The 20,628-nt window shown below is 69.9% G+C and carries 17 protein-coding genes and 1 tRNA gene; 12 read left to right on the forward strand and 6 right to left on the reverse strand.

Going from position 1 to position 20,628, the window contains the following annotated elements; translation table 11 throughout:
- Positions 1 to 63: 63 nt before the first annotated feature.
- The 4 genes from IFT82_RS13045 to IFT82_RS13060 are packed head-to-tail and all read right to left on the reverse strand — an operon-like array spanning position 64 to position 2,967.
- Positions 64 to 765, reverse strand: coding sequence for a lysophospholipid acyltransferase family protein (locus IFT82_RS13045; protein WP_199860493.1), 702 nt, complete (start codon positions 763 to 765; stop codon positions 64 to 66).
- Complete coding sequence (locus tag IFT82_RS13050) at positions 762 to 1,298, reverse strand: ElyC/SanA/YdcF family protein (protein WP_192127435.1); 537 nt, start codon at positions 1,296 to 1,298, stop codon at positions 762 to 764. The genes IFT82_RS13045 and IFT82_RS13050 overlap by 4 nt, the downstream gene beginning before the upstream one ends.
- A complete protein-coding gene (locus IFT82_RS13055) occupies positions 1,295 to 2,149 on the reverse strand; it encodes a permease (protein WP_192127437.1) in 855 nt (284 codons plus the stop codon). Before IFT82_RS13055 ends, IFT82_RS13050 begins: the two co-directional genes overlap by 4 nt.
- The gene (locus IFT82_RS13060; protein ID WP_342355110.1) at positions 2,146 to 2,967 is read right to left on the reverse strand and encodes a cell division ATP-binding protein FtsE; all 822 of its coding nucleotides are present in this window, start codon (positions 2,965 to 2,967) and stop codon (positions 2,146 to 2,148) included. Before IFT82_RS13060 ends, IFT82_RS13055 begins: the two co-directional genes overlap by 4 nt.
- Before the next feature lie 109 nt (positions 2,968 to 3,076).
- Here IFT82_RS13060 and IFT82_RS13065 point away from each other — a divergent pair, with 109 nt between their 5' ends.
- The 3 genes from IFT82_RS13065 to IFT82_RS13075 all read left to right on the forward strand — a co-directional run bounded on the left by IFT82_RS13065 (position 3,077) and on the right by IFT82_RS13075 (position 5,726).
- The gene (locus IFT82_RS13065; protein ID WP_244646743.1) at positions 3,077 to 3,907 is read left to right on the forward strand and encodes an MJ0042-type zinc finger domain-containing protein; all 831 of its coding nucleotides are present in this window, start codon (positions 3,077 to 3,079) and stop codon (positions 3,905 to 3,907) included.
- Positions 3,908 to 4,028: 121 nt separating this feature from the next.
- Positions 4,029 to 4,115: transfer RNA gene (locus tag IFT82_RS13070), tRNA-Leu, on the forward strand.
- 201 nt (positions 4,116 to 4,316) lie between these two features.
- On the forward strand, positions 4,317 to 5,726 hold the full coding sequence (locus IFT82_RS13075) for a methyl-accepting chemotaxis protein (protein ID WP_192127439.1): 1,410 nt from the start codon (positions 4,317 to 4,319) through the stop codon (positions 5,724 to 5,726).
- A gap of 21 nt (positions 5,727 to 5,747) precedes the next feature.
- On the opposite strand, the gene nhaA is transcribed toward IFT82_RS13075, so the two are convergent.
- Together nhaA and IFT82_RS13085 are read right to left on the reverse strand one after the other, a co-directional pair.
- The gene (gene nhaA, locus IFT82_RS13080; RefSeq protein ID WP_244646744.1) at positions 5,748 to 6,959 is read right to left on the reverse strand and encodes a Na+/H+ antiporter NhaA; all 1,212 of its coding nucleotides are present in this window, start codon (positions 6,957 to 6,959) and stop codon (positions 5,748 to 5,750) included.
- On the reverse strand, positions 6,956 to 8,566 hold the full coding sequence (locus tag IFT82_RS13085) for a lysine--tRNA ligase (protein ID WP_192127440.1): 1,611 nt from the start codon (positions 8,564 to 8,566) through the stop codon (positions 6,956 to 6,958). The genes nhaA and IFT82_RS13085 overlap by 4 nt, the downstream gene beginning before the upstream one ends.
- A 133-nt stretch (positions 8,567 to 8,699) precedes the next feature.
- Between IFT82_RS13085 and IFT82_RS13090 the strand changes: the two genes are divergently transcribed.
- The 9 genes from IFT82_RS13090 (at position 8,700) to tagH (ending at position 20,604) form a co-directional block, all read left to right on the forward strand.
- On the forward strand, positions 8,700 to 8,972 hold the full coding sequence (locus IFT82_RS13090; RefSeq protein WP_342355111.1) for a hypothetical protein: 273 nt from the start codon (positions 8,700 to 8,702) through the stop codon (positions 8,970 to 8,972).
- Between the two features lie 164 nt (positions 8,973 to 9,136).
- Complete coding sequence (locus IFT82_RS13095; RefSeq protein WP_192127444.1) at positions 9,137 to 11,851, forward strand: ATP-dependent DNA helicase; 2,715 nt, start codon at positions 9,137 to 9,139, stop codon at positions 11,849 to 11,851.
- A gap of 10 nt (positions 11,852 to 11,861) precedes the next feature.
- Complete coding sequence (locus IFT82_RS13100) at positions 11,862 to 12,398, forward strand: SixA phosphatase family protein (protein WP_192127447.1); 537 nt, start codon at positions 11,862 to 11,864, stop codon at positions 12,396 to 12,398.
- A gap of 141 nt (positions 12,399 to 12,539) precedes the next feature.
- The gene (tssH, locus tag IFT82_RS13105; protein WP_192127449.1) at positions 12,540 to 15,182 is read left to right on the forward strand and encodes a type VI secretion system ATPase TssH; all 2,643 of its coding nucleotides are present in this window, start codon (positions 12,540 to 12,542) and stop codon (positions 15,180 to 15,182) included.
- Between the two features lie 58 nt (positions 15,183 to 15,240).
- Positions 15,241 to 15,729 carry an Hcp family type VI secretion system effector gene (locus IFT82_RS13110; RefSeq protein WP_192127451.1) on the forward strand — a complete coding sequence of 163 codons (489 nt, stop codon included), beginning with the start codon at positions 15,241 to 15,243 and terminating at the stop codon, positions 15,727 to 15,729.
- 108 nt (positions 15,730 to 15,837) lie between these two features.
- The gene (locus IFT82_RS21205; RefSeq protein ID WP_192127453.1) at positions 15,838 to 18,222 is read left to right on the forward strand and encodes a type VI secretion system Vgr family protein; all 2,385 of its coding nucleotides are present in this window, start codon (positions 15,838 to 15,840) and stop codon (positions 18,220 to 18,222) included.
- 13 nt (positions 18,223 to 18,235) lie between these two features.
- Positions 18,236 to 18,799, forward strand: coding sequence for a hypothetical protein (locus IFT82_RS13120; RefSeq protein WP_192127455.1), 564 nt, complete (start codon positions 18,236 to 18,238; stop codon positions 18,797 to 18,799).
- Positions 18,800 to 18,809: 10 nt separating this feature from the next.
- A complete protein-coding gene (locus tag IFT82_RS13125) occupies positions 18,810 to 19,001 on the forward strand; it encodes a hypothetical protein (RefSeq protein WP_192127457.1) in 192 nt (63 codons plus the stop codon).
- Between the two features lie 58 nt (positions 19,002 to 19,059).
- Positions 19,060 to 20,604, forward strand: coding sequence for a type VI secretion system-associated FHA domain protein TagH (tagH, locus tag IFT82_RS13130; RefSeq protein WP_192127459.1), 1,545 nt, complete (start codon positions 19,060 to 19,062; stop codon positions 20,602 to 20,604).
- The last annotated feature ends 24 nt before the right edge of the window (positions 20,605 to 20,628 follow it).

The raw sequence follows: 20,628 nt of genomic DNA on the forward strand, positions 1-20,628 counted from the left end.
ACTACTTCAGCTCCTGCGGCTATGATCCGGACTGAATGGAATCCGCTCTAATGTCATCCCGCTTTAGGGCCGGGCCGGCTCGCGTTCCAGCGCGTTCATCGCGGCGTGGACGCGCGCCTCGGCTTCCTCGCGGGGCAGGCCGGGGGGGACGGGGGCGCCGAAACGCAACGTCGCCACCCCCGGCCGCTTCAGCCCGCGCCGGGGCCAGAGCAGGCCGATATCGGTGGCGATCGGCACGGTCGGCAGCTTCAGCATCCGGTAGAGACCGGCGAAGCCGGGCTTGAGCGGCGGGCTTTCGCCGGGATCGACCCGGGTGCCTTCGGGAAAGATCAGGATCGAGCGGCCTTCGGCGCGGGCGGCGGTGGCGTCGCGCATCATCGATCGCATCGCCTGCGCCGATGCCTCGCGGTTCACCACGATCGCGCCGTAGCGCCGCGCCGACCATCCCCAGAAGGGCAGGCGGGCCAGTTCCTCCTTCAGCACGATCGCCGGGCCGTCCAGCCGGCTTTGCAGGTCCAGCGTCTCCCACATCGACTGGTGCTTGGCGGCGTAGAAGACCGGTCCGGCGGGGCGTTCCCCCTCCACCCGGATGCGGATGCCCAGCAGCCAGCGCACCGTCCAGCCGTGGAACCGGGTCCAGAAGCTGGCGTGGCGGATCATCGCACGCCGCCCGAACGCCGCCGACAGCGGCGTGCTGAGCACGATCGGCACCGACAGGGTGTAGAAGACGACGGCGAACAGGATATTGCGAATGAGGACGATCATGATCCGATCCCCAGCCACAAGGCGACCCGGCGCAGCAAGAATTTATTGTATTCGTTGACCAGCGTGCCGAGCCGCGGCGTGCCCGGCACCCCGTCGCCCAGCACGATGACATGGCTGCCCAGCACGGCGGCCAGCTCCATCCGCGCGCGGGGCAGATGCCAGTCCGAGGTGACCAGCCGCACGATGCGGTAGTCGTGCCTGCGGACCCAGGCGGCGGTCTCCTCCGCATTGGACCGGGTGTCGACCGCCTCCGCGCCCAGATCGATGCAGCAGGCGAACAGGGCGCGCGGCACCTGATAGGTATGGGCGAGATCGCGGGGCCGCACCCCCGGCCCGACCCCGGTGACGAGCATCCGCCGCGCCTGGTGCGCCTGCAACATCGCAAGGCCGCGATCGATGCGGCCCGGCCCGCCGGTGGGGACGACGATCGCATCGCTGGTGTTGTTCTCCAGCGGGCCGGGCAGCGACACGGTGAAGGCGACGAACCCGAAGCACCAGCCGAGCACCAGCAGGGACAGCAAGCGCAGCATCACGCCAGCCGCCCCAGCATGGCGGCCACCGCACGCCAGGCCGCCGCGATCGCCAGCGCCGCCAGCGCGACCGGCAGCACGGCCAGCACCGCCCAGTCGCGCGGGGCCAGCGCGGCACCGGCGATTAGGTCCGACCCCAGCGTGGCGACCGCGGCGTCGACCGGCACCAGGATCGCGAGCGCACCGATGCCGCCGATCGCCGCCCCCGCCAGCACCGTGCCCACGATCCGCCACCGGAACGGGGCCGCCAGCTGGCGATCGGTGGCGCCGAGCGCGTGGATCACCGCGATCGCATCATGCCGGCGCAGCAGGGCGTGCCGCATGGCCCGGCCGGCGATCACGGGGATCGCCGCCGCCGGGAGCAGCACAAGCGCGGCGGCGACCCACTGCAACCGGCGCAGCAGCCCGGCGACGGGGGCCAGCCAGCGATCGGCGCGGTCGATCCGGATCACCGCGACCGCGCCGCGCAGCCGGCGCTCGATCGCGGGCAGGGCGGCGGCATCGTCCAGATCGACATCGATCATGGCGGGGATCAGGGCGGCGATCGGCAGCCCGGCGCCGTCCTCCCCCAGCCAGGGCCGCAACAGCCGCCGCAGCGTGGCGGGATCGACCGGGGTGGCACGCACGACGCCCGGCGTGGCATGCAGCAGGCCGAGCGCGCGACCGGCGACGGCGGCGGGCACCTGCACCGTCAGCCGGGCGCCCTGCTGACGGTCGAGCGTGCGGGCGCTGCCGGCGACGCCCAGCCCGAACGCGGTGGCGACGATCGCCACGAAGACGAGCATCGCCAGCAACGCCGCGAGGGCGCGGTCGCCGCGCGCCTCGGTGGGAAACCACGCGGGTCCCGGCGTCATGCCGGCACCGGCGCGGCGGGATCGGGGATGGCGGCAGGCGGCCGGGCGGCGGGATCGTGCAGCCGCCCCCGGTCCAGCCGCAGCATCCGTGCGCGCGGCAGGCGGGTGAACAGCCGGCTGTCATGCGTCGCCATCACGACCGTGGTGGCATCATCGCCCAAGGTGCCGAGCAGGACCAGCAACCGGTCCGCGGCGGCGGGATCGACCATGCCGGCCGGCTCGTCCGCGACGACCAGCGCGGGGCGGGCGACGAAGGCGCGGGCGATCGCCACCTGCTGCCGCGCCCCCGCCGACAGGGTGGCGGGCAAGGCATGGGCCCGGTCGGCCATGTCGATCCGCGCGAGCATCCCCGCCACCGCGCGGTCGATCTCGTCCGGGGGGAGGCCGGCGACCCGCAGCGGCAGCGCGACGTTCTGGGCCACCGACAGGTGGGGCAGCAGCCGGCCGTCGCGGTGGACCATGCCGATGCGGCGGCGCAACGCCGGCAACCGCGCGCGCGGCAGCGCCGTCACCTCCTCGCCGAACAGGTGCAGCGTGCCGCGGGTCGGCCGGCGAACCAGGCCGAGCAGGTCGAGAAACGAGGTCTTGCCCGCGCCGCCGGGGCCGGTGAGCAGATAGAAGACGCCGGCGTGGAGCGAGACGGTGATGTCGGCCAGCACCTCGGGCGCGGTGTCGCTGTCGGGATCGTCCGGGGCGACCATGGCCGGCACCGGCCCCGGCACTGGCACCGACATCGGCCCCGGCTGGGCGCCGGGCGCCGGTTCCGTACCCGTCGCATGGCGCAGGCCGACATTCTCGAACTGCACGATCGTCGTCATGGATGGCACCAGCCTTCGCACGGGCGGGGCCGCGCTTCAAGCATGGCGGCGCGCTTGATGCTTGCCACGCGCCGAGGCCGCGTGGCACATCATGGCGCGAACGGCCATCATGGCCCCTTCCGTGAGCCATGCACCCCGCCCGATGATCCTCGAATGTCCCGAATGCAGCACCCGTTATCTGGTGCCGGATGCCGCGATCGGCCTGGAAGGGCGGACCGTGCGCTGCGCCAGCTGCCGGCACAGCTGGTTCCAGGCGCTGCCCGACACCGAACTGGAACTGGGCGCGGACCATGTGCTGCCGCCGTCCGATGCCGCCCCGCCCGAGCCGGAGCCCGGCCCGGCCGCCCCCGCCACCGTGGTGCCGACGATGGGGCCGGCAACCGGGAACGCCATCGGGAATGCCATCGGAAACGGGGACTGGGACGATACCGGGGCGGCGTCGCGCGGCGGGCGGGTCGCGGCGGGCAGCGCATCGGGTTCCTATCCGCTGCCGGTGGCGGTGCCGCAGCGGCGGCGACGGCGCCCGGCGCGACGCTGGGCGATCCTGGCGGTGCTGGCCGGGCTGGCGATGGTGGCGGCGGTGGCGGCGATCCTGTGGACGGGGGCGCCGGGCCTCGCCTCGCAATTCGGCCTGTCATTCGGGCCGGGGGAATCGCCGCTGCGGCTGCGCGACAATCCGATCGAGCGGCGCGAGCTGGAGAACGGATCGGAACTGTTCGCGGTGAGCGGGCAGGTGCTCAACCCCTCCACCACGCTGCAACGCATCCCCGATATCCGCGCGGAACTGCGCGATGCGGAGGGCAAGCTGGTCTATAGCTGGACGATCACGCCGGAACGGCGGACGCTGGCGCCGGGCGGGGCGATCGACTTCAATTCCGCCAAACTGGACGTACCGGCCACGTCGCGACGGCTGGAACTGAGCTTCGCGGGCGAGAACTGAGCAGGGGCGAACGCGGATAATATGGCACGGTTTCGCCGATCGGGCATTGCCGGGCCGGATACCCTCTGCTAGGGGCGCTCGCCTACCGGCCGCCGGGTTTCATCCGGCGTGCATGACATGGGCGGCCATGGCGGAATTGGTAGACGCGCAACGTTGAGGTCGTTGTGGGCGAAAGCCCGTGGAAGTTCGAGTCTTCTTGGCCGCACCATTCTCTTCCCCATCCGTATGAGTCGGTTCCCGTGCGGGGTATGACGGGCAAAATCGCTGATTTCGCTTCGATGCGACCATAGCGGTTCTTTCTTACCTACAATCACTCTCATCAATGGCTGACAGGATGGGGTGTTCGACGGGACCGGTAAGGGCCGGTACGCGCATGATCCATCCGTGTCGTGATGGTAAGGATCATGTGATGGACTGGTTTACCCGGGTTGCACCGATCAGGCAGAAGATGGCGATCGTCGTGATGACGATGGTGGCATCGGTTGCGGCGACGGCACTGATCGGACTGGGATCGGCGCTGGCAGGATATCCCTGGGCCGGATTCGCGGCGGCGCTGGTGCTGACGGCGATCGTCGCGGTCGCCGGCATGGCGATGCGTCGGGGCGTGTGCGACCCCTATGTCGGCACCGTCGTGCGCATGGAGGGGCTCGCCGCGGGCGATCTGGCATCGCCGATCGAGTTCACCGAATATCGCGACTGCGTCGGCCGGATGACCAAGGCGATGTTCACTTTCCGCGACACCGCGGTCGCCAATCAGGCCCATGCGAAGGCGCAGGCGGCGATCGTGACGCTGCTGGGCGAGCATCTCGGCCAGTTGCACAGTGGCGATCTGACGACGCGGATCGAGGTCGATCTGCCGACCGACTATGCGGTCCTGAAAGCCAACTTCAACGACGCGGTCGTCGCGATCCGCGACCTGATCGGCGCGGTGTCGGAAAGCGCGACCGCGATCCGTACCGGCTCCGGCGAGATCGCGCAGGCGTCCGAAGACCTGGCGCGGCGGACCGAAAGCAACGCCGCCTCGCTGGAGGAGACCGCTGCATCGGTGACGCAGATGGACGGCCGCCTGCGCGCTTCGGCGGTGGCGGCGACACGGACGGTGGAACGCGCCGATCAGGCGATCGCCACGGTCGGTGGCGGCCGCGCGGTGGCGGACGAGGCGGTGCAGGCGATGGGCCGGGTGTCGGACAGCGCCAAGGGCATCGACTCGGTGATCGAGGGTCTCGACAAGATCGCGTTCCAGACGCGGGTGCTGGCGATGAACGCCGCGGTCGAAGCGGGCCGGGCGGCGGATGCCGGTCGTGGCTTCGCGGTGGTGGCCGATCTGGTGTCGGCACTGGCGATGCGCGCCGAAGAGGAAGCCAAGCGCGCGCGTGACCAGCTGACGGTGACGCAGACCGATATCGTCACCGCGGTCGAGGCCGTCACCAAGGTCGACGGCGCGCTCGCCAACATCTCGGGCGACGTGGCGCAGGTGCACGAACTGCTGGCGACGATGGCGGCGGACAATCAGGCGCAGTCGGCCGCGATCACGGAGATATCCTCGGCGATCGGGACCATGGACCAGTCGACCCAGCAGAACGCCGCGATGGTCGAGCAAACCTCGGCCGCCGCGCGCAATCTGGCGGGCGAGGTCACCCATCTGTCGGAACAGGCCAATCGCTTCAAGATCGGCGAGTCCGCCGCCCCGCATCGCCCGGCCACCCCGGCACGGCCATCGATGGCGCAGAAGATCGCCTATGCCTCGCCCGTCCGGCCGCTGCCCGCCGCCGCCATCCCGGCGATGGTCCGCTCCGAGGACGACTGGAACGAGTTCTGACGACGCGGGAGCACCGGCGGATCAGGTCCGCCGGTGCTCCCCTTCGCCGGTCCCGTTACTGGTCCCGTTACTGGCCCCATCACTGGCGGCACGGCGCAGCAGGAGATAGCCGCAGCCCGCCGCCAGCAGCGATCCCGCCAGCACCCCCAGCTTCACCCGGTCGCCGAGCAGCGGGTCGCCGGGAAAGGCGAGCTGGCCGATGAACAGGCTCATCGTGAAGCCGATGCCGCCGAGCAGGGCGATGCCGTGAACCTGCCGCCACGATGCGCCGTCCGGTCGGGGCGCGAGGTCGAACCGGTCGGCCAGCCAGATGCTGCCCATGATCCCCACCTGCTTGCCGACGAACAACCCGGCCGCGATGCCCAGCACCAGCGGTTCGGCAAAGGTCGCCAGCCCGATCCCGCCCAGCGTGACGCCGGCATTGGCGAAGGCGAACAGCGGCACCACCACGAACGCGATCCACGGCTCCAGCGCATGTTCCAGCCTGACGAGCGGCGACCGGCCGCCGTCCCGGTCGGACAGCGGGATCGCGAACGCCGCCAGCACGCCGGCGACGGTGGCATGGATGCCCGATCGCAGCACGCAGACCCACAGCAACGCGGCGAGCAGCAGATAGGGCGTCAGCGTGGTGACGCCGCGCCGGTTGAGCGCCACCATCAGCGCCAGTAACCCCGCCGCCGCCGCGAGGGCGAACGCATCGAGCCCATGGCTATAGGCCAGCGCGATGATCGCGACCGCGCCCATGTCGTCGACCACCGCGACCGCCGTCAGGAAGACCTTGAGCGACGCCGGCACGCGCGGGCCGAGCAGCGCCATCACCCCGACCGCAAAGGCGATGTCGGTCGCCGCCGGGATCGCCCAGCCGCGCGCCAGCCCCGGCGTGCCGCCCGCGATCGCCAGATAGACCAAAGCCGGCACCGCCATCCCCGCCGCCGCCGCGATGAACGGCAGCGTCCGGGCCGCCGGGGTGGCGAGGCGCCCGACCAGCAGTTCGCGCTTGATCTCCAGCCCGACCAGCAGGAAGAACAGCGCCATCGCGCCGTCGTCGATCCACTGGTGGATCGTCAGCGGCCCGGCCGGGGCGTGGAGTAGCGCGGCATAGCCCGCCATCGTCGCGGACAGGTTGGCGGCGATCATCGCCAGCACCGCCGCCACGATCAGCACGATCCCGCCCGCCGCCTCGCCTTTGAGGAGCCTGCGCAGGGACGGGGCGGGGCGCGGCAGCGGGATCAATCCGCCTTCGCCAGTGCTTCGGCGATCAGTCGGCGCGAATTGTCGATGCCGTAAAGCGCGAAGAAGCTGCCCATGCGCGGCCCCTGTTCCGATCCCAGCAGCGTTTCGTACAACACCCTGAACCAGTCGCGCAGCGCCTCCTTGCCGTAATGCGCCTTGCCGATCTCGTAGACGTGGTTCTGCAGCGTGACGGCGGGGTCCTCGCCCTCGCGCGCGGTGCCGTCCTCGCTGGCCAGCGCCGCGTCCAGGTCGCGCAGCGCCTGCGCCTCCGATGCGGTCGGCGCGCGGCGGTTGAGCGTCGGTGCGACGAAATCGCGGCCATAGGCGACGGCATAGCCGATCAGCTTGTCGAGCGCGGGGTGGGTTTCCGTCGACAGGGCGGGATCGTAGCGATGCAGGAACGCCCACATCGTATCGCGATCGCCGACGCCGGGCAGGCTGGCGAGATTGAGCAGCAGGCCGAAGGTCACCGGCAACGTCTCGTCCGGCACCTTGCCGTCATGGATGTGGTGGACGGGGTTGCCCAGCCGCTGCTTCAAGTCCTGCCCCGCATAATTGCCCCGGAACTGCCAATATTCGTCCACCGCGCGCGGGATCACGCCCATGTGGAGCTGCTTGGCCTTCTTGGGTTCGCGATACGCGTAGAAGGCGAGGCTTTCGTCCGGGCCATAGGTCAGCCACTGGTCGATCGACAGGCCGTTGCCCTTCGACTTCGAGATCTTCTGGCCGTGTTCGTCGAGGAACATCTCGTAGTTGAACCCCTCGGGCGGGCGGCCGCCGAGCACGCGGGCGATCTTCGACGACTGCGTCACCGAATCGATCAGGTCCTTGCCCGCCATCTCGTAATCGACGCCCAGCGCGACCCAGCGCATCGCCCAGTCGACCTTCCATTGCAGCTTGGACAGGCCGCCCAGCGCGGACTGGACGATGCGTTCGCCATCGTCGTCGGTGAAGGCGATCGTGCCGGCGTCCGCATCCAGCACCTCGACGGGTACCTGCAACACGATGCCGGTCTTCGGGCTGATCGGCAGGACGGGCGAATAGGTCTCGCGCCGTTCCGCGCGCAGCGTCGGCAGCATCACGTCCATGATGCCCTGGTAATGGCGCAGCACCAGCCGCAGCGCATCGTCGAACCGGCCGCCGGTGTAGTATTCGGTCGACGAGGCGAAGTCGTAGTCGAAGCCGAACTGGTCGAGGAAGCTGCGCAGCCGGGCGTTGTTGTGCGCGGCGAAACTGTCATGGGTGCCGAACGGATCGGGGATCCGCGTCAGCGGCTTGCCGAGATGTGTCCGAAGCATGTCGCCGTTGGGCACGTTGTCGGGCACCTTGCGCAGGCCGTCCATGTCGTCGCTGAACGCGATCAGCCGGGTCGGCTGGTCGCTGAGCGCGTGGAAGGCGTTGCGGACCATGGTGGTGCGCAGCACTTCGTTGAAGGTGCCGATATGCGGCAGGCCGGAGGGGCCGTAGCCCGTCTCGAACAGGATCGGCGCGGGCGTGCCGTCGGTGGCGGGCTTGCCGTTCGGATAGCGCTTGAGAAGCTTGCGCGCCTCCTCGTAAGGCCATGCCTTGGAATCGTGGGCGGCGGTGCGCAGGTCTGGATCGGTCATGATGCCCCTGCCTCTGCCGCCTTGGGGACCGAAGCGCAAATCCGCCGAAAATTATTTCAACGGGTGGGAACCAATGTCGCCGCCGGGATTTGGTACCTCTTGGTTTTCCGGCCATTCGGAACAGGGATACATTATGATGAAGAAGACGTTCGCTCTCGGTATCGCAGCCGGCCTGATTTCGCTGTCCGCCTGCAACACGAGCCCCACCGAACAGGCGGCGGACAATATCGAGTCGAACACCGAGGCGGTCGCCGACAACCTCGAAGAGGCGGCGGACAACGCCACCACCGACGCTGGCGAGGACGCGCTCGAGAACCAGGCGGATGCCGTGCGCGCGACCGGCCAGAATCAGGCAGAGGACATGCGCACCAACGATCCGGACACCAACCTGTCGAACGGTCTCTGATCCACGACGGTTACCGGTAAGATTCCGGCCGCTCCCAAGCGCGGCCCGGATCGGAAAGGCGCCCGGGGAAACCCGGGCGCCTTTTTCGTTTGTGCCGGCGTCGTAATTCGGAAGCGTGTCGTAATTCGGTGGCGTATCGCTTTCGTTCCGCTCTACATGGCGGAATGCTGCCCTATCCCGCCCTCCACGCCAGCCATGGCGGCATCTGGATCGCGACGGCGGACGGATCGCGCGGCGTCGGCCGGGGGGAGGCGATCCGGATCGCGGCGGATACGCCCGTCATCCTGCTGAACGCGCCGCTGATCGGGCAGCGGCTGGGCTATGCCGAACTGTCGGGGCTGGACCTGCTCGAACTGTTCGCGTTCCTGCATCCGGCGCGCTTCGCGGTGCCGACCCCCGCCGGCCTCGCCCGCGCGGTCGACCTGTCGCCGCCCGAACGGGATGAGGATGTCGCCGCGTTCCTGCTGGAGGCCACCGCCGCGCTGCTCGCGGTGCCGGCGGGGCACTGGCCGGAGCGGGAGGGGGCATGGGCGGTGGCGCAGTCGCTGACCCGGCTGCGCTGGCCATGGGGGCCGGTGATCGGCCCGCGCGTGGCGAAGCCGACGGTCGACGAACGCTGGCTGTTCTCGAAACTGCCCGAATGGGAGGAGGCGCCGCCGCGCCCCGCGCCGCGCACGGTGGAGATCGCGCCCGGTGCCGCCGAGGCGCGGCTGGCCGAACTGACCGGCGGCACGGCGGAGGAGCGACCGGGGCAGCGTGCCTATGCCGCCGCCGTCACCGCCGCCTTCGCCCCGCGCGCGATGCGCGATGCGCCCAATCTGGTGCTGGCGGAGGCGGGGACCGGGATCGGCAAGACGCTGGGCTATCTGGCGCCGGCCAGCCTGTGGTCGCAGGCAGCGGGCGGGGCGGTGTGGATATCCACCTATACCAAGGCGCTGCAACGCCAGCTGTCGGCGGAGACGGCGCGCGTCTATCCCGATCCGGTGCTGCGCGCCGAACGGGTGGTGACGCGCAAGGGCCGCGAGAATTACCTGTGCCTGCTCAATCTGGAGGATGCGTTGCAGGGCGGCTTCGCGGGCCGCGCGGCGGTGCTGGCGCAACTGGTCGCGCGCTGGGCGGCGTACAGCAAGGACGGCGACATGGTGGGCGGCGACCTGCCCGGCTGGCTGCCGACGCTGTTCCGGCGCAACGGCCCCGCCGCGCTGACCGACCGGCGCGGCGAGTGCGTGTATGCCGGCTGCCCGCATTACCGCAAATGCTTCATCGAACATGCCGCGCGCGCCAGCGCGGACGCCGACATCGTCATCGCCAACCATGCGCTGGTGATGGTGAACGCCGCGCGGGGCCGCGAGCTGGCGACGCGGCCGACCCGGTATGTCTTCGACGAGGGGCATCACCTGTTCGACGCCGCCGATTCGATGTTCGCCACCGCGCTGACCGGCAGCGAGACGATCGAGCTGCGCCGCTGGATATTGGGGCCGGAGGCGGGCGGGCGCGGGCGGCGGCGGGGGTTGCAGGCGCGCCTGTCCGACGTCGCCAGTTACGACGAGGGCGGGGCGCGCGCGATCGCCGACGCGGTGCAGGCGGCGCAGGCGCTGGCGTCCGACGGCTGGATCGGCCGGCTGGCGGAGGGGCAGCCGTTCGGCCCGATCGAAACGCTGCTCGCCGCGGTGCGCGGCCTGACCTATGCGCGCGCCGAACAGCCGGGGGATGCGGGGTACGGGCTGGAGACCGAACTGGCCGAGCCGACCCCCGAACTGATCGAGGCGGCCGCCCCCGCCGCCCACGCGCTCGACGCGCTGCTGCGTCCGCTGGTCACGCTGGGACGACGGCTGGAGGCGGTGCTGGCGGAGGCGCCCGACTGGCTGGACGCGGCGGCGCGGGCGCGGGTGGAGGGGGCGATCGCCTCCACCGGCTGGCGCGCGGAGACGGTGGCGGCGTGGCTGGCGCTGCTGGCGCGGGTCGGCGGGCCGATCGATCCCGATTTCGTCGACTGGCTGGCGGTCGACCGGGTGGAGGGGCGCGATTACGATATCGGGCTGCATCGCCACTGGCTCGATCCCACCCGGCCGTTCGCGGCGATCGTGCTGAAACCCGCGCACGGCGCGCTCGTCACCTCCGCGACGCTGACCGGCGGCGGCACCGACCAGGAGGAGCGCTGGGCGGTGGCGGAGGCGCGCAGCGGCGCGCCGCATCTGGCCCGCGCGGCGATGCGGTTCGAGGCGGCGAGCCCGTTCGATTATCCCGCCCAGTCCGAGGTGCTGATCGTGACCGACGTGAAGCGCGGCGATATCGGCAGCCTCGCCAATGCCTATACCCGGCTGATCGTGGCGAGCGGGGGCGGTACGCTGGGCCTGTTCACCGCGATCCGGCGGCTGCGCGGCGTACATGGCCGCATCGCCGACCGGCTGGCGCGCGAGGGGTTGCCGCTGCACGCGCAGCATGTCGACCCGATCGACACCGGCACGCTGGTCGACATCTTCCGCGACGATCCCGCCGCCAGCCTGCTCGGCACCGATGCGTTGCGCGACGGGGTGGACGTGCCCGGCCGCTCGCTGCGGCTGGTGGTGATGGAAGGGGTGCCATGGCCCAAGCCGACCGTGCTGCACGCCGCGCGCAAGCTGGCCGGGGGCGGCTCCGTCTATGACGACCGGATCGTGCGGGCGCGGCTGGCGCAGGCGTTCGGGCGGCTGATCCGGCGGGCCGACGATCGCGGCGCGTTCGTGCTGCTGTCGGCGGCGATGCCGTCGCGCCTGCTGACCGCGTTCCCGCCGGGCGTGCCGATCGCGCGGGTGACGCTGGACGAGGCGGTCGAGCGGGTGGCGGCACGGCTTTCCATGGCCCCGCGCATCGGGCATGGAGAAATCCTGCCCGGCTGACGGAGAGCCCATGAAGACGCTGACCCTGCTCCGCCATGCCAAGTCGGGTTGGGACGACCCCGTCGCCCGCGATTTCGATCGCCCGCTGAACCCCAAGGGGCACAAGGCGGCCCGGACGATGGGGCGGCACCTGCGCCAGGCCGATTACGCGTTCGACCATGTCGTCGCCTCGCCTGCGGTGCGCGTGGTGGAGACGCTGGCGCAGATCGAGGACGGCTATGGCGGATCGCTGGCGGCCGAATGGGACCGGCGCATCTACCTCGCCTCGGCGGCGACCTTGCTCGACATCGTCCACGAACTGCCGGAGATGGCGGGGCATGTGCTGCTGGTCGGGCATAATCCCGGTCTGGAGGATCTGGCGCTGCTGCTGACCCCGGACGACGGCAATCCCTTCCGCGATGCGATCGAGTCGAAATACCCGACCGGCAGCGTGACGCAGATGACGTTGCCCGGCCGGTGGAGCGAGGCGGAGCGGGGCATGGCGACGCTGACCCGCTTCACCCGCCCGCGCGATCTGGACCCGTCGCTGGGGCCGGACGCGGACTGAAAACGATCCGTCGAATCGCCCCAATATAGTTTCATAGCGGCCGCGCAACGATTTTCCGATTGGGTAGTTACGGCAGCGGGCATTGGGGAAACTTTACATGGCGATCCTTCGGTTCTGCGGCCGTGACATCATGGTGTTTGCTTGAATCTCAAGGCTTTGGTCGCGCGGCTGTCGCCGCAGGCCCGTCAGGCGCTGGAAGGCGCGGCAGCGATCACGCTGTCGCGCACGCATTATGATATCGAGCCGGAGCATTGGCTGCTGAAGCTGGCGGAGCCGCAGGACGGCGAGGTCGCGGCGATCTTCCGCCATTTCGATGTCGATGCCGGCCGCGTCGCCGAGAAGCTGAACGCGCTGCTCGACGGGTTCAAGAGCGGCAACGGCCGCCCGCCCGCGCTGTCGCCCCGGCTGGTGCGGATCGCGCGCGAGGCATGGCTGGACGCATCGATCGAACGGCAGGCGGAACGGGTCGGCGGCGGCGACATCCTGCTGACCCTGCTGGCCGACCGCGATACCGGCCCGGCGCTGCGCGAGGCGGTGGGCGACCTGAAACGGGTGCCGGCGGATGCGCTGGCGGCGAACCTGCTGGCGATCACCGGTGCGGCGCGCGAGAGCGGCCCCGCCTCGCCAACCGCCGGGAACGAGGGCGCCAGTGCGGGCGCGCCGCCGATGGCGCAGTCCGGCAAGGCGCTGGACACCTATTGCATCGACCTGACGCAGCGGGCGCGTGACGGCGGGATCGATCCGGTGATCGGTCGCGACACCGAGATCCGGCAGCTCGCCGATATCCTGACCCGCCGTCGCCAGAACAACCCGATCCTGACCGGCGAGGCCGGCGTGGGCAAGACCGCGGTGGTCGAGGGCTTCGCGCTGCGCATCGTCGCGGGCGACGTGCCGCCGGCGCTGCGCAACGTGCGGCTGCTGTCGCTCGACCTCGGCCTGTTGCAGGCGGGCGCGGGGGTGCGCGGCGAATTCGAGAACCGGCTGAAACAGGTGATCGAGGAGGCCAAGGCGTCGCCGCAGCCGCTGGTGATGTTCATCGACGAGGCCCACAGCCTGGTCGGCGCCGGCGGGGCGGAGGGGCAGGGCGATGCCGCCAATCTGCTGAAACCGGCGCTGGCGCGCGGCGAACTGCGCTCGATCGCGGCGACGACCTGGGCCGAGTACAAGAAATATTTCGAGAAGGACGCCGCGCTCAGTCGCCGCTTCCAGGTCGTCAAGGTCGAGGAGCCGGACGAGGCGGCGGCGGTCGAGATGATGCGCGGGCTGACCGCGACGCTGGAGAAGCACCACGGCGTCCGCATCCTCGACGAGGCGGTGACCGCCTCGGTCGGGCTGTCGCACCGTTACATCTTCGGGCGGCAACTGCCCGACAAGTCGATCAGCCTGCTCGATACCGCGTGCGCGCGGGTGGCGATGAGCCAGGCGGCGACTCCGGCGGCGATCGAGAGCGCGACGCGGCGCGGCACCGCGCTGGCGGTGGAGCACGGCATCCTGCTGCGCGAAACCACGGGCGGTGCGGATCATGGCGAGCGGATCGCGGCGCTGGACGCCGAGATCGCCGCCGTCGCCGACGAGCGTGCGGCGCTGGAGGCGCGCTGGGCGCGGGAACGCGAACTGGTGCAGGCGATGCAGGCGGATCGCGCCGCACTGGATGCCGCCGGTGACGACGAGGCGGCCGGCGAATTGCGGGCATCGATCGCCACCCACCGCGCCGCGCTGGCCGACCTGGCGGGTGAGCGGCCGATGGTGTTCGACATGGTCGACGCCCATGCCATCGCCGAGGTGGTGGCGCAGTGGACCGGCATCCCGGTCGGCCGGATGATGGCGGACGAGCTGCGCACCGCGATGGAGCTGGAAGCGGTGCTGGCGGAACGCATCCGCGGGCAGGATCAGGCGCTGGCCGTGATCGCGCGGGCGGTGCGGGTGTCGCGCGCCGGCCTGGCCGATCCGCGCAAGCCCACCGGCGTGTTCCTGCTGGTCGGCCTGTCGGGCGTCGGCAAGACCGAGACGGCGGTGGCGCTGGCCGATACCTTCTTCGGTGGCGCGCAGAACATGACCGTCATCAACATGAGCGAGTTCAAGGAAGAGCATAAGGTATCGATGCTGCTCGGCGCGCCGCCGGGCTATGTCGGGTTCGGCGAGGGCGGGGTGCTGACCGAGGCGGTGCGGCGCAAGCCCTTCTCGCTGATCCTGCTCGACGAGATGGAGAAGGCGCATCCCGGCGTACAGGACATCTTCTACCAGATGTTCGATGCCGGCCGGGTGAAGGACGGGCAGGGCCGCGAGATCGATTTCCGCAACGCGATGATCATCATGACGTCGAACGCGGGGTCGGACACGCTGGAGAAACTGGCCGCCGATCCCGACACGATGCCCGATCCGGCCGGGCTGGTGGCGGCGCTGCGCCCCGACCTGCTGACGCATTTCCGCCCGGCGTTCCTGGGCCGCACCACCATCGTCCCCTATCTGCCGCTGACGCCCGACGTGCTGCGCGAGATCGTCGGGCTGGCGCTGGGTCGACTCGGGCGGCGGGTGGCGGACAGTTTCGGCGCGACGCTGGCGTGGGACGAGGCGGCGGTCGATGCGATCGCCGCGCTGTGTACCGAAACGCAGAGCGGCGCACGCAATGTCGAATCGGTGATCCAGGGCACGATCGCCCCCGATCTGGCCGCCCGAATCCTGGCGGCGCGGGGCGACGGCACCGTCTGCGACCGCATCGAACTGGGCGTCGATACCGCCGGCAGTATCGCGTTAACCTTTAAAGACGGGTTGAACAGTTCATAATCATGTAGCACGTTGGTGCTTCGGCTAAATTACCCACCACCCCCCGAGGAGATTAGTTATGCCGATTTATATGAAGCTTGGTTCGCTGCAGGGCGCGGTGACTGCCGGTCCGTACAAGGGCTGGATCGAGATCGATGCCTATAACTGGGGCTTTTCGGTCGCGGTGCAGACCACCGTCGGCGCGGCGGGCAACCGTCTGTCGGCCGGCAAGGTGACGCCGGGCGACCTGCACCTCGTCAAGCGGCAGGACGACACGACGACCCCGTTCATGCTCCAGGCATTGCAGGGCAAGAACACCGATACCGCCACGCTGGCGGTGACGGTGCAGGCGTCCGAGACGGGCGAGACGAAGTACATCGAATACGTGCTGAAGAACGTGATCTGCTCGTCCTTCTCGACCTCCGGCAGCGGCCAGGGCGGCGAGCCGACCGAGAACATCACGCTCAACTTCTCGTCGGTGGAATTCAACCAGTTCCTCAAGGACGAGGCGAACAACGAGCGCGCCGTGCGCGGCGGCTACGACTTTACCAAGGCCGCCAAGGTCTGATCCGGGTGACGGCGCGGGCGGCAGCGATGCCGCCCGCGTTGCCATCGGCGGCCGCGACGATCGCGTCCGGCACCCGCACGCGATGCCCCGCAGGGAACAAGGTTCATCATGGGTGACCGCGACAGCAACAACTTCCTGCATATCCTGGAAGCGCCGGGGTCGATCGATCAGTACAAGCTGTTCCGCCTGACCGGCGAGGAACGCATCTCCACGCCGTTCCTGTTCCACCTGACGTTGCGGTCGCAGGGCGACATCCCGCCGGCCTCCGCGTGGATCAACGCGCCCATCACCTTTTCGCTCGGCACGTCGGACATGGCCGAATCGCGGCGTATCAACGGCCGCTGCAAATCGTTCCGGCACATCCATCAGAAGGGCAGCTACGTCGAGTTCGCGATCGAGGTCGCCCCGGCGTTCGAGGCGCTGACGCTGACCCGCAACCGCCGCATCTTCACCGACAAAAGCGCGCGCCAGGTGATCGCGACCATCCTCGGCGAGCATCGCATCGCCTTCGACGACGGCAAATACGGGCCGTCGTCGACCCGCCCCTATATCGTCCAGCAGGATGAAAGCGATTTCGCGCTGGTCAGCCGGCTGATGGAGGACGAGGGCGTCTTCTATCACTTCCGCTTCGACGAGGGCGCGGCCCCGTACAAGCACCGCATGTTCCTGGCGGGCGATCCGTCCGGCTATTATGACGGCGATCCGTTCGACCTGTCGTTCCGGCGCGACCATCTGTTGCGTGGTCTGCGCGACCTGCAGATGGGCTATGCCAGCACGCCCGCGAAGGTCGTGACGCACGATTACGATTTCGCCAAGCCCGGCGATCTCAGCCCGGTGACCGCGCCCAGCAAACTGGACTGGGCGGCCGGCAGCGGCCAGATCTATCGATACGCCGAGGATTATACCGATCCCGGCGCCGGCCGCGACCGCGCGAAGCTGCGCATCGAGGGATCGGAAAGCGGCGCGGTGACGATGCAGGGCAGCGGCTCCTATGTCGCCTTCGCCCCCGCCGCGCGCTTCCAGGTCGACGATCCCCGGCTGTCGCCGCGCGAACGGCGGATCGTCGTCCGCTCGGTCAGCCACGACGCGTTCGACCCCTACGGGCAGGACGAGGGCGAGCCTTCGTACGAGCAGCAGTTCGAGGCGCAGCCGAGCGCGCAGACCTTCCGCCCCGAACGCAGCACGCCGCGCGCCTCCAGCCGCGGCCCGCAGACCGCGGTGGTGGTCGACCAGAACGATCCCGACGGCCATGGCCGGGTGAAGGTGAAGTTCCACTGGGACGTGGCGGGCGCCTCCACCTGCTGGGTCCGGGTGCTCCAGCAATGGGCGGGCAACCAGATGGGGGCGCAGTTCGTGCCACGCCCCGGCATGGAGGTGCTGGTCGATTTCGTCGAGGGTCGCGCCGACCGGCCGGTGGTGGTGGGGTGCCTGTACAACGGCACCAACCAGCACAGCTACAAGGTGCCCGCCAACCTGACGCAGGCGGGTTTCCGCACCTTTGGCGAGGGCGGGCTGGCGCACGAGTTCCTGTTCGAGGACAAGGGCGGGGCGGAAGAGGTCTATCTGCGCTCCGGCCGCGATTTCCGGCGCGAGGTGACCAAGGACGAGTTCGCGCACGTGAAGGGATTGCAGGAGGTGACGGTCGACACGACCAGCCGCCTGTTCGCGAAAAAGCCCATCCTGATCGAATCGATGGAAGCGGTGACGTTGAAGGTCGGCGCCAGCACGATCGTGATCTCGCCCGAGGGGGTGTGGATCGATGCGCCGACCGTGAACCTGAACTGCGGCGGCCCGTCCTTCCCGGTCGCCGCCGTCTCGCCGCCCGCCAAGGCGGCGGCGACCGCGGCGATGGCGCTGTCCGGCGGCGCGGCGGCGGCACCGGGCGGCGGCGGGCCGGGCGCCGGGGGCAAGAAGGTCGCCACGGGCGATCCGGTGATGGCGCTGTCGGGCAGCGGAGCCGGGAGTGCCGGTGCCGGTGGTGCGGGTGGGGCTGGCGCGAGTGGTGTCGGCGCGGGTGGGGCCAGCACGCCGGCCGCTGCCGGTGGCGAGGATGCGCGATGGGCGACGCCCCCGATCTCGCCACAGGAAAAGGCGTTCGACGAAGCGAACCAGCGCGAAGCCTATTGGGAATCGCGGATGAAGCGCGGCGATCCGATCGGTGAAACCGCGATCGGCATCGTCAGGAACGACACCGCGATGGGTCAGTTCTCGAACTGGCGGCTGAAGAACTTCATCAAGCGGGCGGACGGCTGGGACATGCCCGAAGCCGTCGCCGATGCGAAGGTGGAGAAGATCGGGCGGGAACTGATGCATGCCCATACCGACCTGATCGAACGCGGCGTGACGCCGACGCCGTCATTGGTCAGTCGCTATCACCACGACGTCTTCGTCGCGAACGGCCTGCCCAAGCGTACCTTCGGCGGCACGGCCGTTACCGGGACCGAGTGGGAATCGGACATGTACGAACAAATCTGGATGAACGAGGCGCGATGATGGGGAGCGTGCGATGCGGGCAGCCACTGGGTGGTTACTGGCGCTACTGGTTGCCGGCTGTTCAGGTGCGGCCATGAAGCAGGAGAAGGTGGGTGGCCACGTCTTCAACCTGCCCGAGCAGGCGTTGGAGGAGGAGAACGTCTTCTTCCTGCCCAAGGATGATTCCGATGGATTTTACTTCGTGCTGGGATCGGAAACCGCCCCGGCCGAGCAGGTTCGGGTGATCGTGGGAACGACTGAAAAATTCTGTAACTTCAACACGCCGCCGGTCATCGATCAGGTGCCGCGCGCCTGTGCGGTCGCCAGGGGGCAGGCACCCCAGCCGAAGACGGGCAGGCTGACCAGGGTGGCGCGGTCGGCCGGCGCCACGGTGAGCCGGTACGTGTACAAGGGCGAGGACGGCGGCGTCGCGGTGTCGTGCCGTTCCGAAGATGGGCAGAGCGGATCGTGCAGCGCGACCTTCGCGTGGCGCGATCTGGTGTGGGATGCGACGTTCGACGAGCAATGGGTGCCGCGGCTGGACGAATTGCGCGCGACGGTGGCGAAGCGGCTGGACGAATGGTCCGGCGATGCGTGAAGGCCGGCGCATGATCTGCGCCCTGCCGGTCGCCGCGTCGTTGCCCGCCAGGCAGGCACCGGCCGCGAGATGCTTCATCGGCATGGCGACGCAGAAGGCGGATGGCACGATCGTCCGGCCATGGCGGGCACCATTTGCAGGCGGGGCGCTCCCCGGGAGTGGCTTCGGCTTCATCAAGCGTTTCGAGGATCGGCATCAATGATGGGTTTCATGCGATCGGTGATCGTATCCGGTGGTCGTCCGGGCATCGGGGTGGCGGCATGATCCGGCTGCGGCTGTTCAACCGGCAGGACCCGTCGCGCCAGATCGACAGCCGCGTGCTGGACGAGGGGGAGATGACGATCGGCCGCGGCATCAAGGCCGACTGGCAGGTACCCGATCCCGAACGCGACATGTCGCGCCTGCACCTGACCGTCGCGGTGCGGGGCGGGATGCTGACGATCCGCGACACCAGCGCCAACGGCGTGTTCGTCGGCAATCCGCGCACCCGGCTGGACCATGACCGGCCGGTTTCCGTATCGCGCGGGGAGAGCATCGTGTTCGGCCCCTATATGATCGTCGCCGAGGAGGATGCCGGCGCGGTCGTCGAGGAGAAGCCGGCGGCGGGGGACGATCCCTTCTCGCTGGCGCGCGACGATGCGGACGCCCCGCCGCCCAAGCCGCGCGATCCGTTCGGCAGCGCGCTGCGCCCCGATCCGATCAAGCTGGACGACGAACCGGGTGACGGTGTCGACGCATGGGAACGCCGGCGCGAATTCAAGGCGGGCGACTGGGACCCGGTGGCACCGCACCGCCGGCCGGATCATACGGAACTGATCGGGACACCCCAGGGCTGGACCGAACCGCCGCCGCCGCCCGCGCGCGAACACGGGCTGGGCTTCGACGCGCCGTTCGTCAGCCCCATCCTGCGCGAACCCGGACCGGCGGTGCCCGGCGACATCGCCATCCCGTCCGACTGGGATGCCGTGCCGGTGACGCCCGCAGCCGCGCCCGCACCCGCACCGGTGCAACGGAGCGAGCCGCCGGTCACGCCGTTGCCAGCCGCGATCGTCGATCCGATCCTGCCGGTGCCGCCCGCGCCGCCGGTGATGGCGGACGATCCGATCCTGCCGGTGGCGGCGCCCGTGGCCGATCCGATCCTGCCGCCGGCTCCCGCCCCGGCCTCCGTATCTGCCCCCGTGTCCGTTCCGGCGGGTACGCCCGCCGCCGGGGACGATGTGCTGTTCGACAGTTTCTGCGCAGGCGCGCGGCTGTCGCCCAATGCGTTCGCGGGGGAGGACCGCGCGCTGCTGATGGAGCGGCTGGGCGCGGTCTATCGGCAGGCGATCCTGGGCGTCGCCGACCTGATGAGCGAGCGGACCGCGCTGAAGAACGATTTCCGCATGGTCCGCACCACCATCCGGCCCGAGGGCAACAATCCGTTCAAATGGGTGCCGCCGCAGCGCATCGCGATCGAATTGCTGCGCAGCGAGGACGGTTCCGGCTACATCACCGGCGAACGTGCGCTGAGCGAGGCGCTGCACGACGTGAAGGCGCATATGCTGTGCGTGCTGGCGGGGATGCGCGGCGCGATCGGCGCGACGTTCGACCTGCTGTCCCCCGCCGAGATCGAGGCGCGCACCGCCAATCGCGGTTTCGTGATGCCGGGACAGCGCAGCGCGGCGGCGTGGAGCGATTATGTCGAACAGTTCGCGGCGCAGCGGCGCGAGGCGGACGACAGCGTGGACGGCCCGATCAACCGGGCGTTCCGCGAATCCTACGAAGACCAACTGCGGCAGATCGACGCACCGGGGCATGGGCGTTGACCGGCTGGTTCAAGCGAAGCGGGG

Source organism: Sphingomonas sp. CFBP 8760, from assembly GCF_014841615.1.
Lineage (GTDB): Bacteria > Pseudomonadota > Alphaproteobacteria > Sphingomonadales > Sphingomonadaceae > Sphingomonas.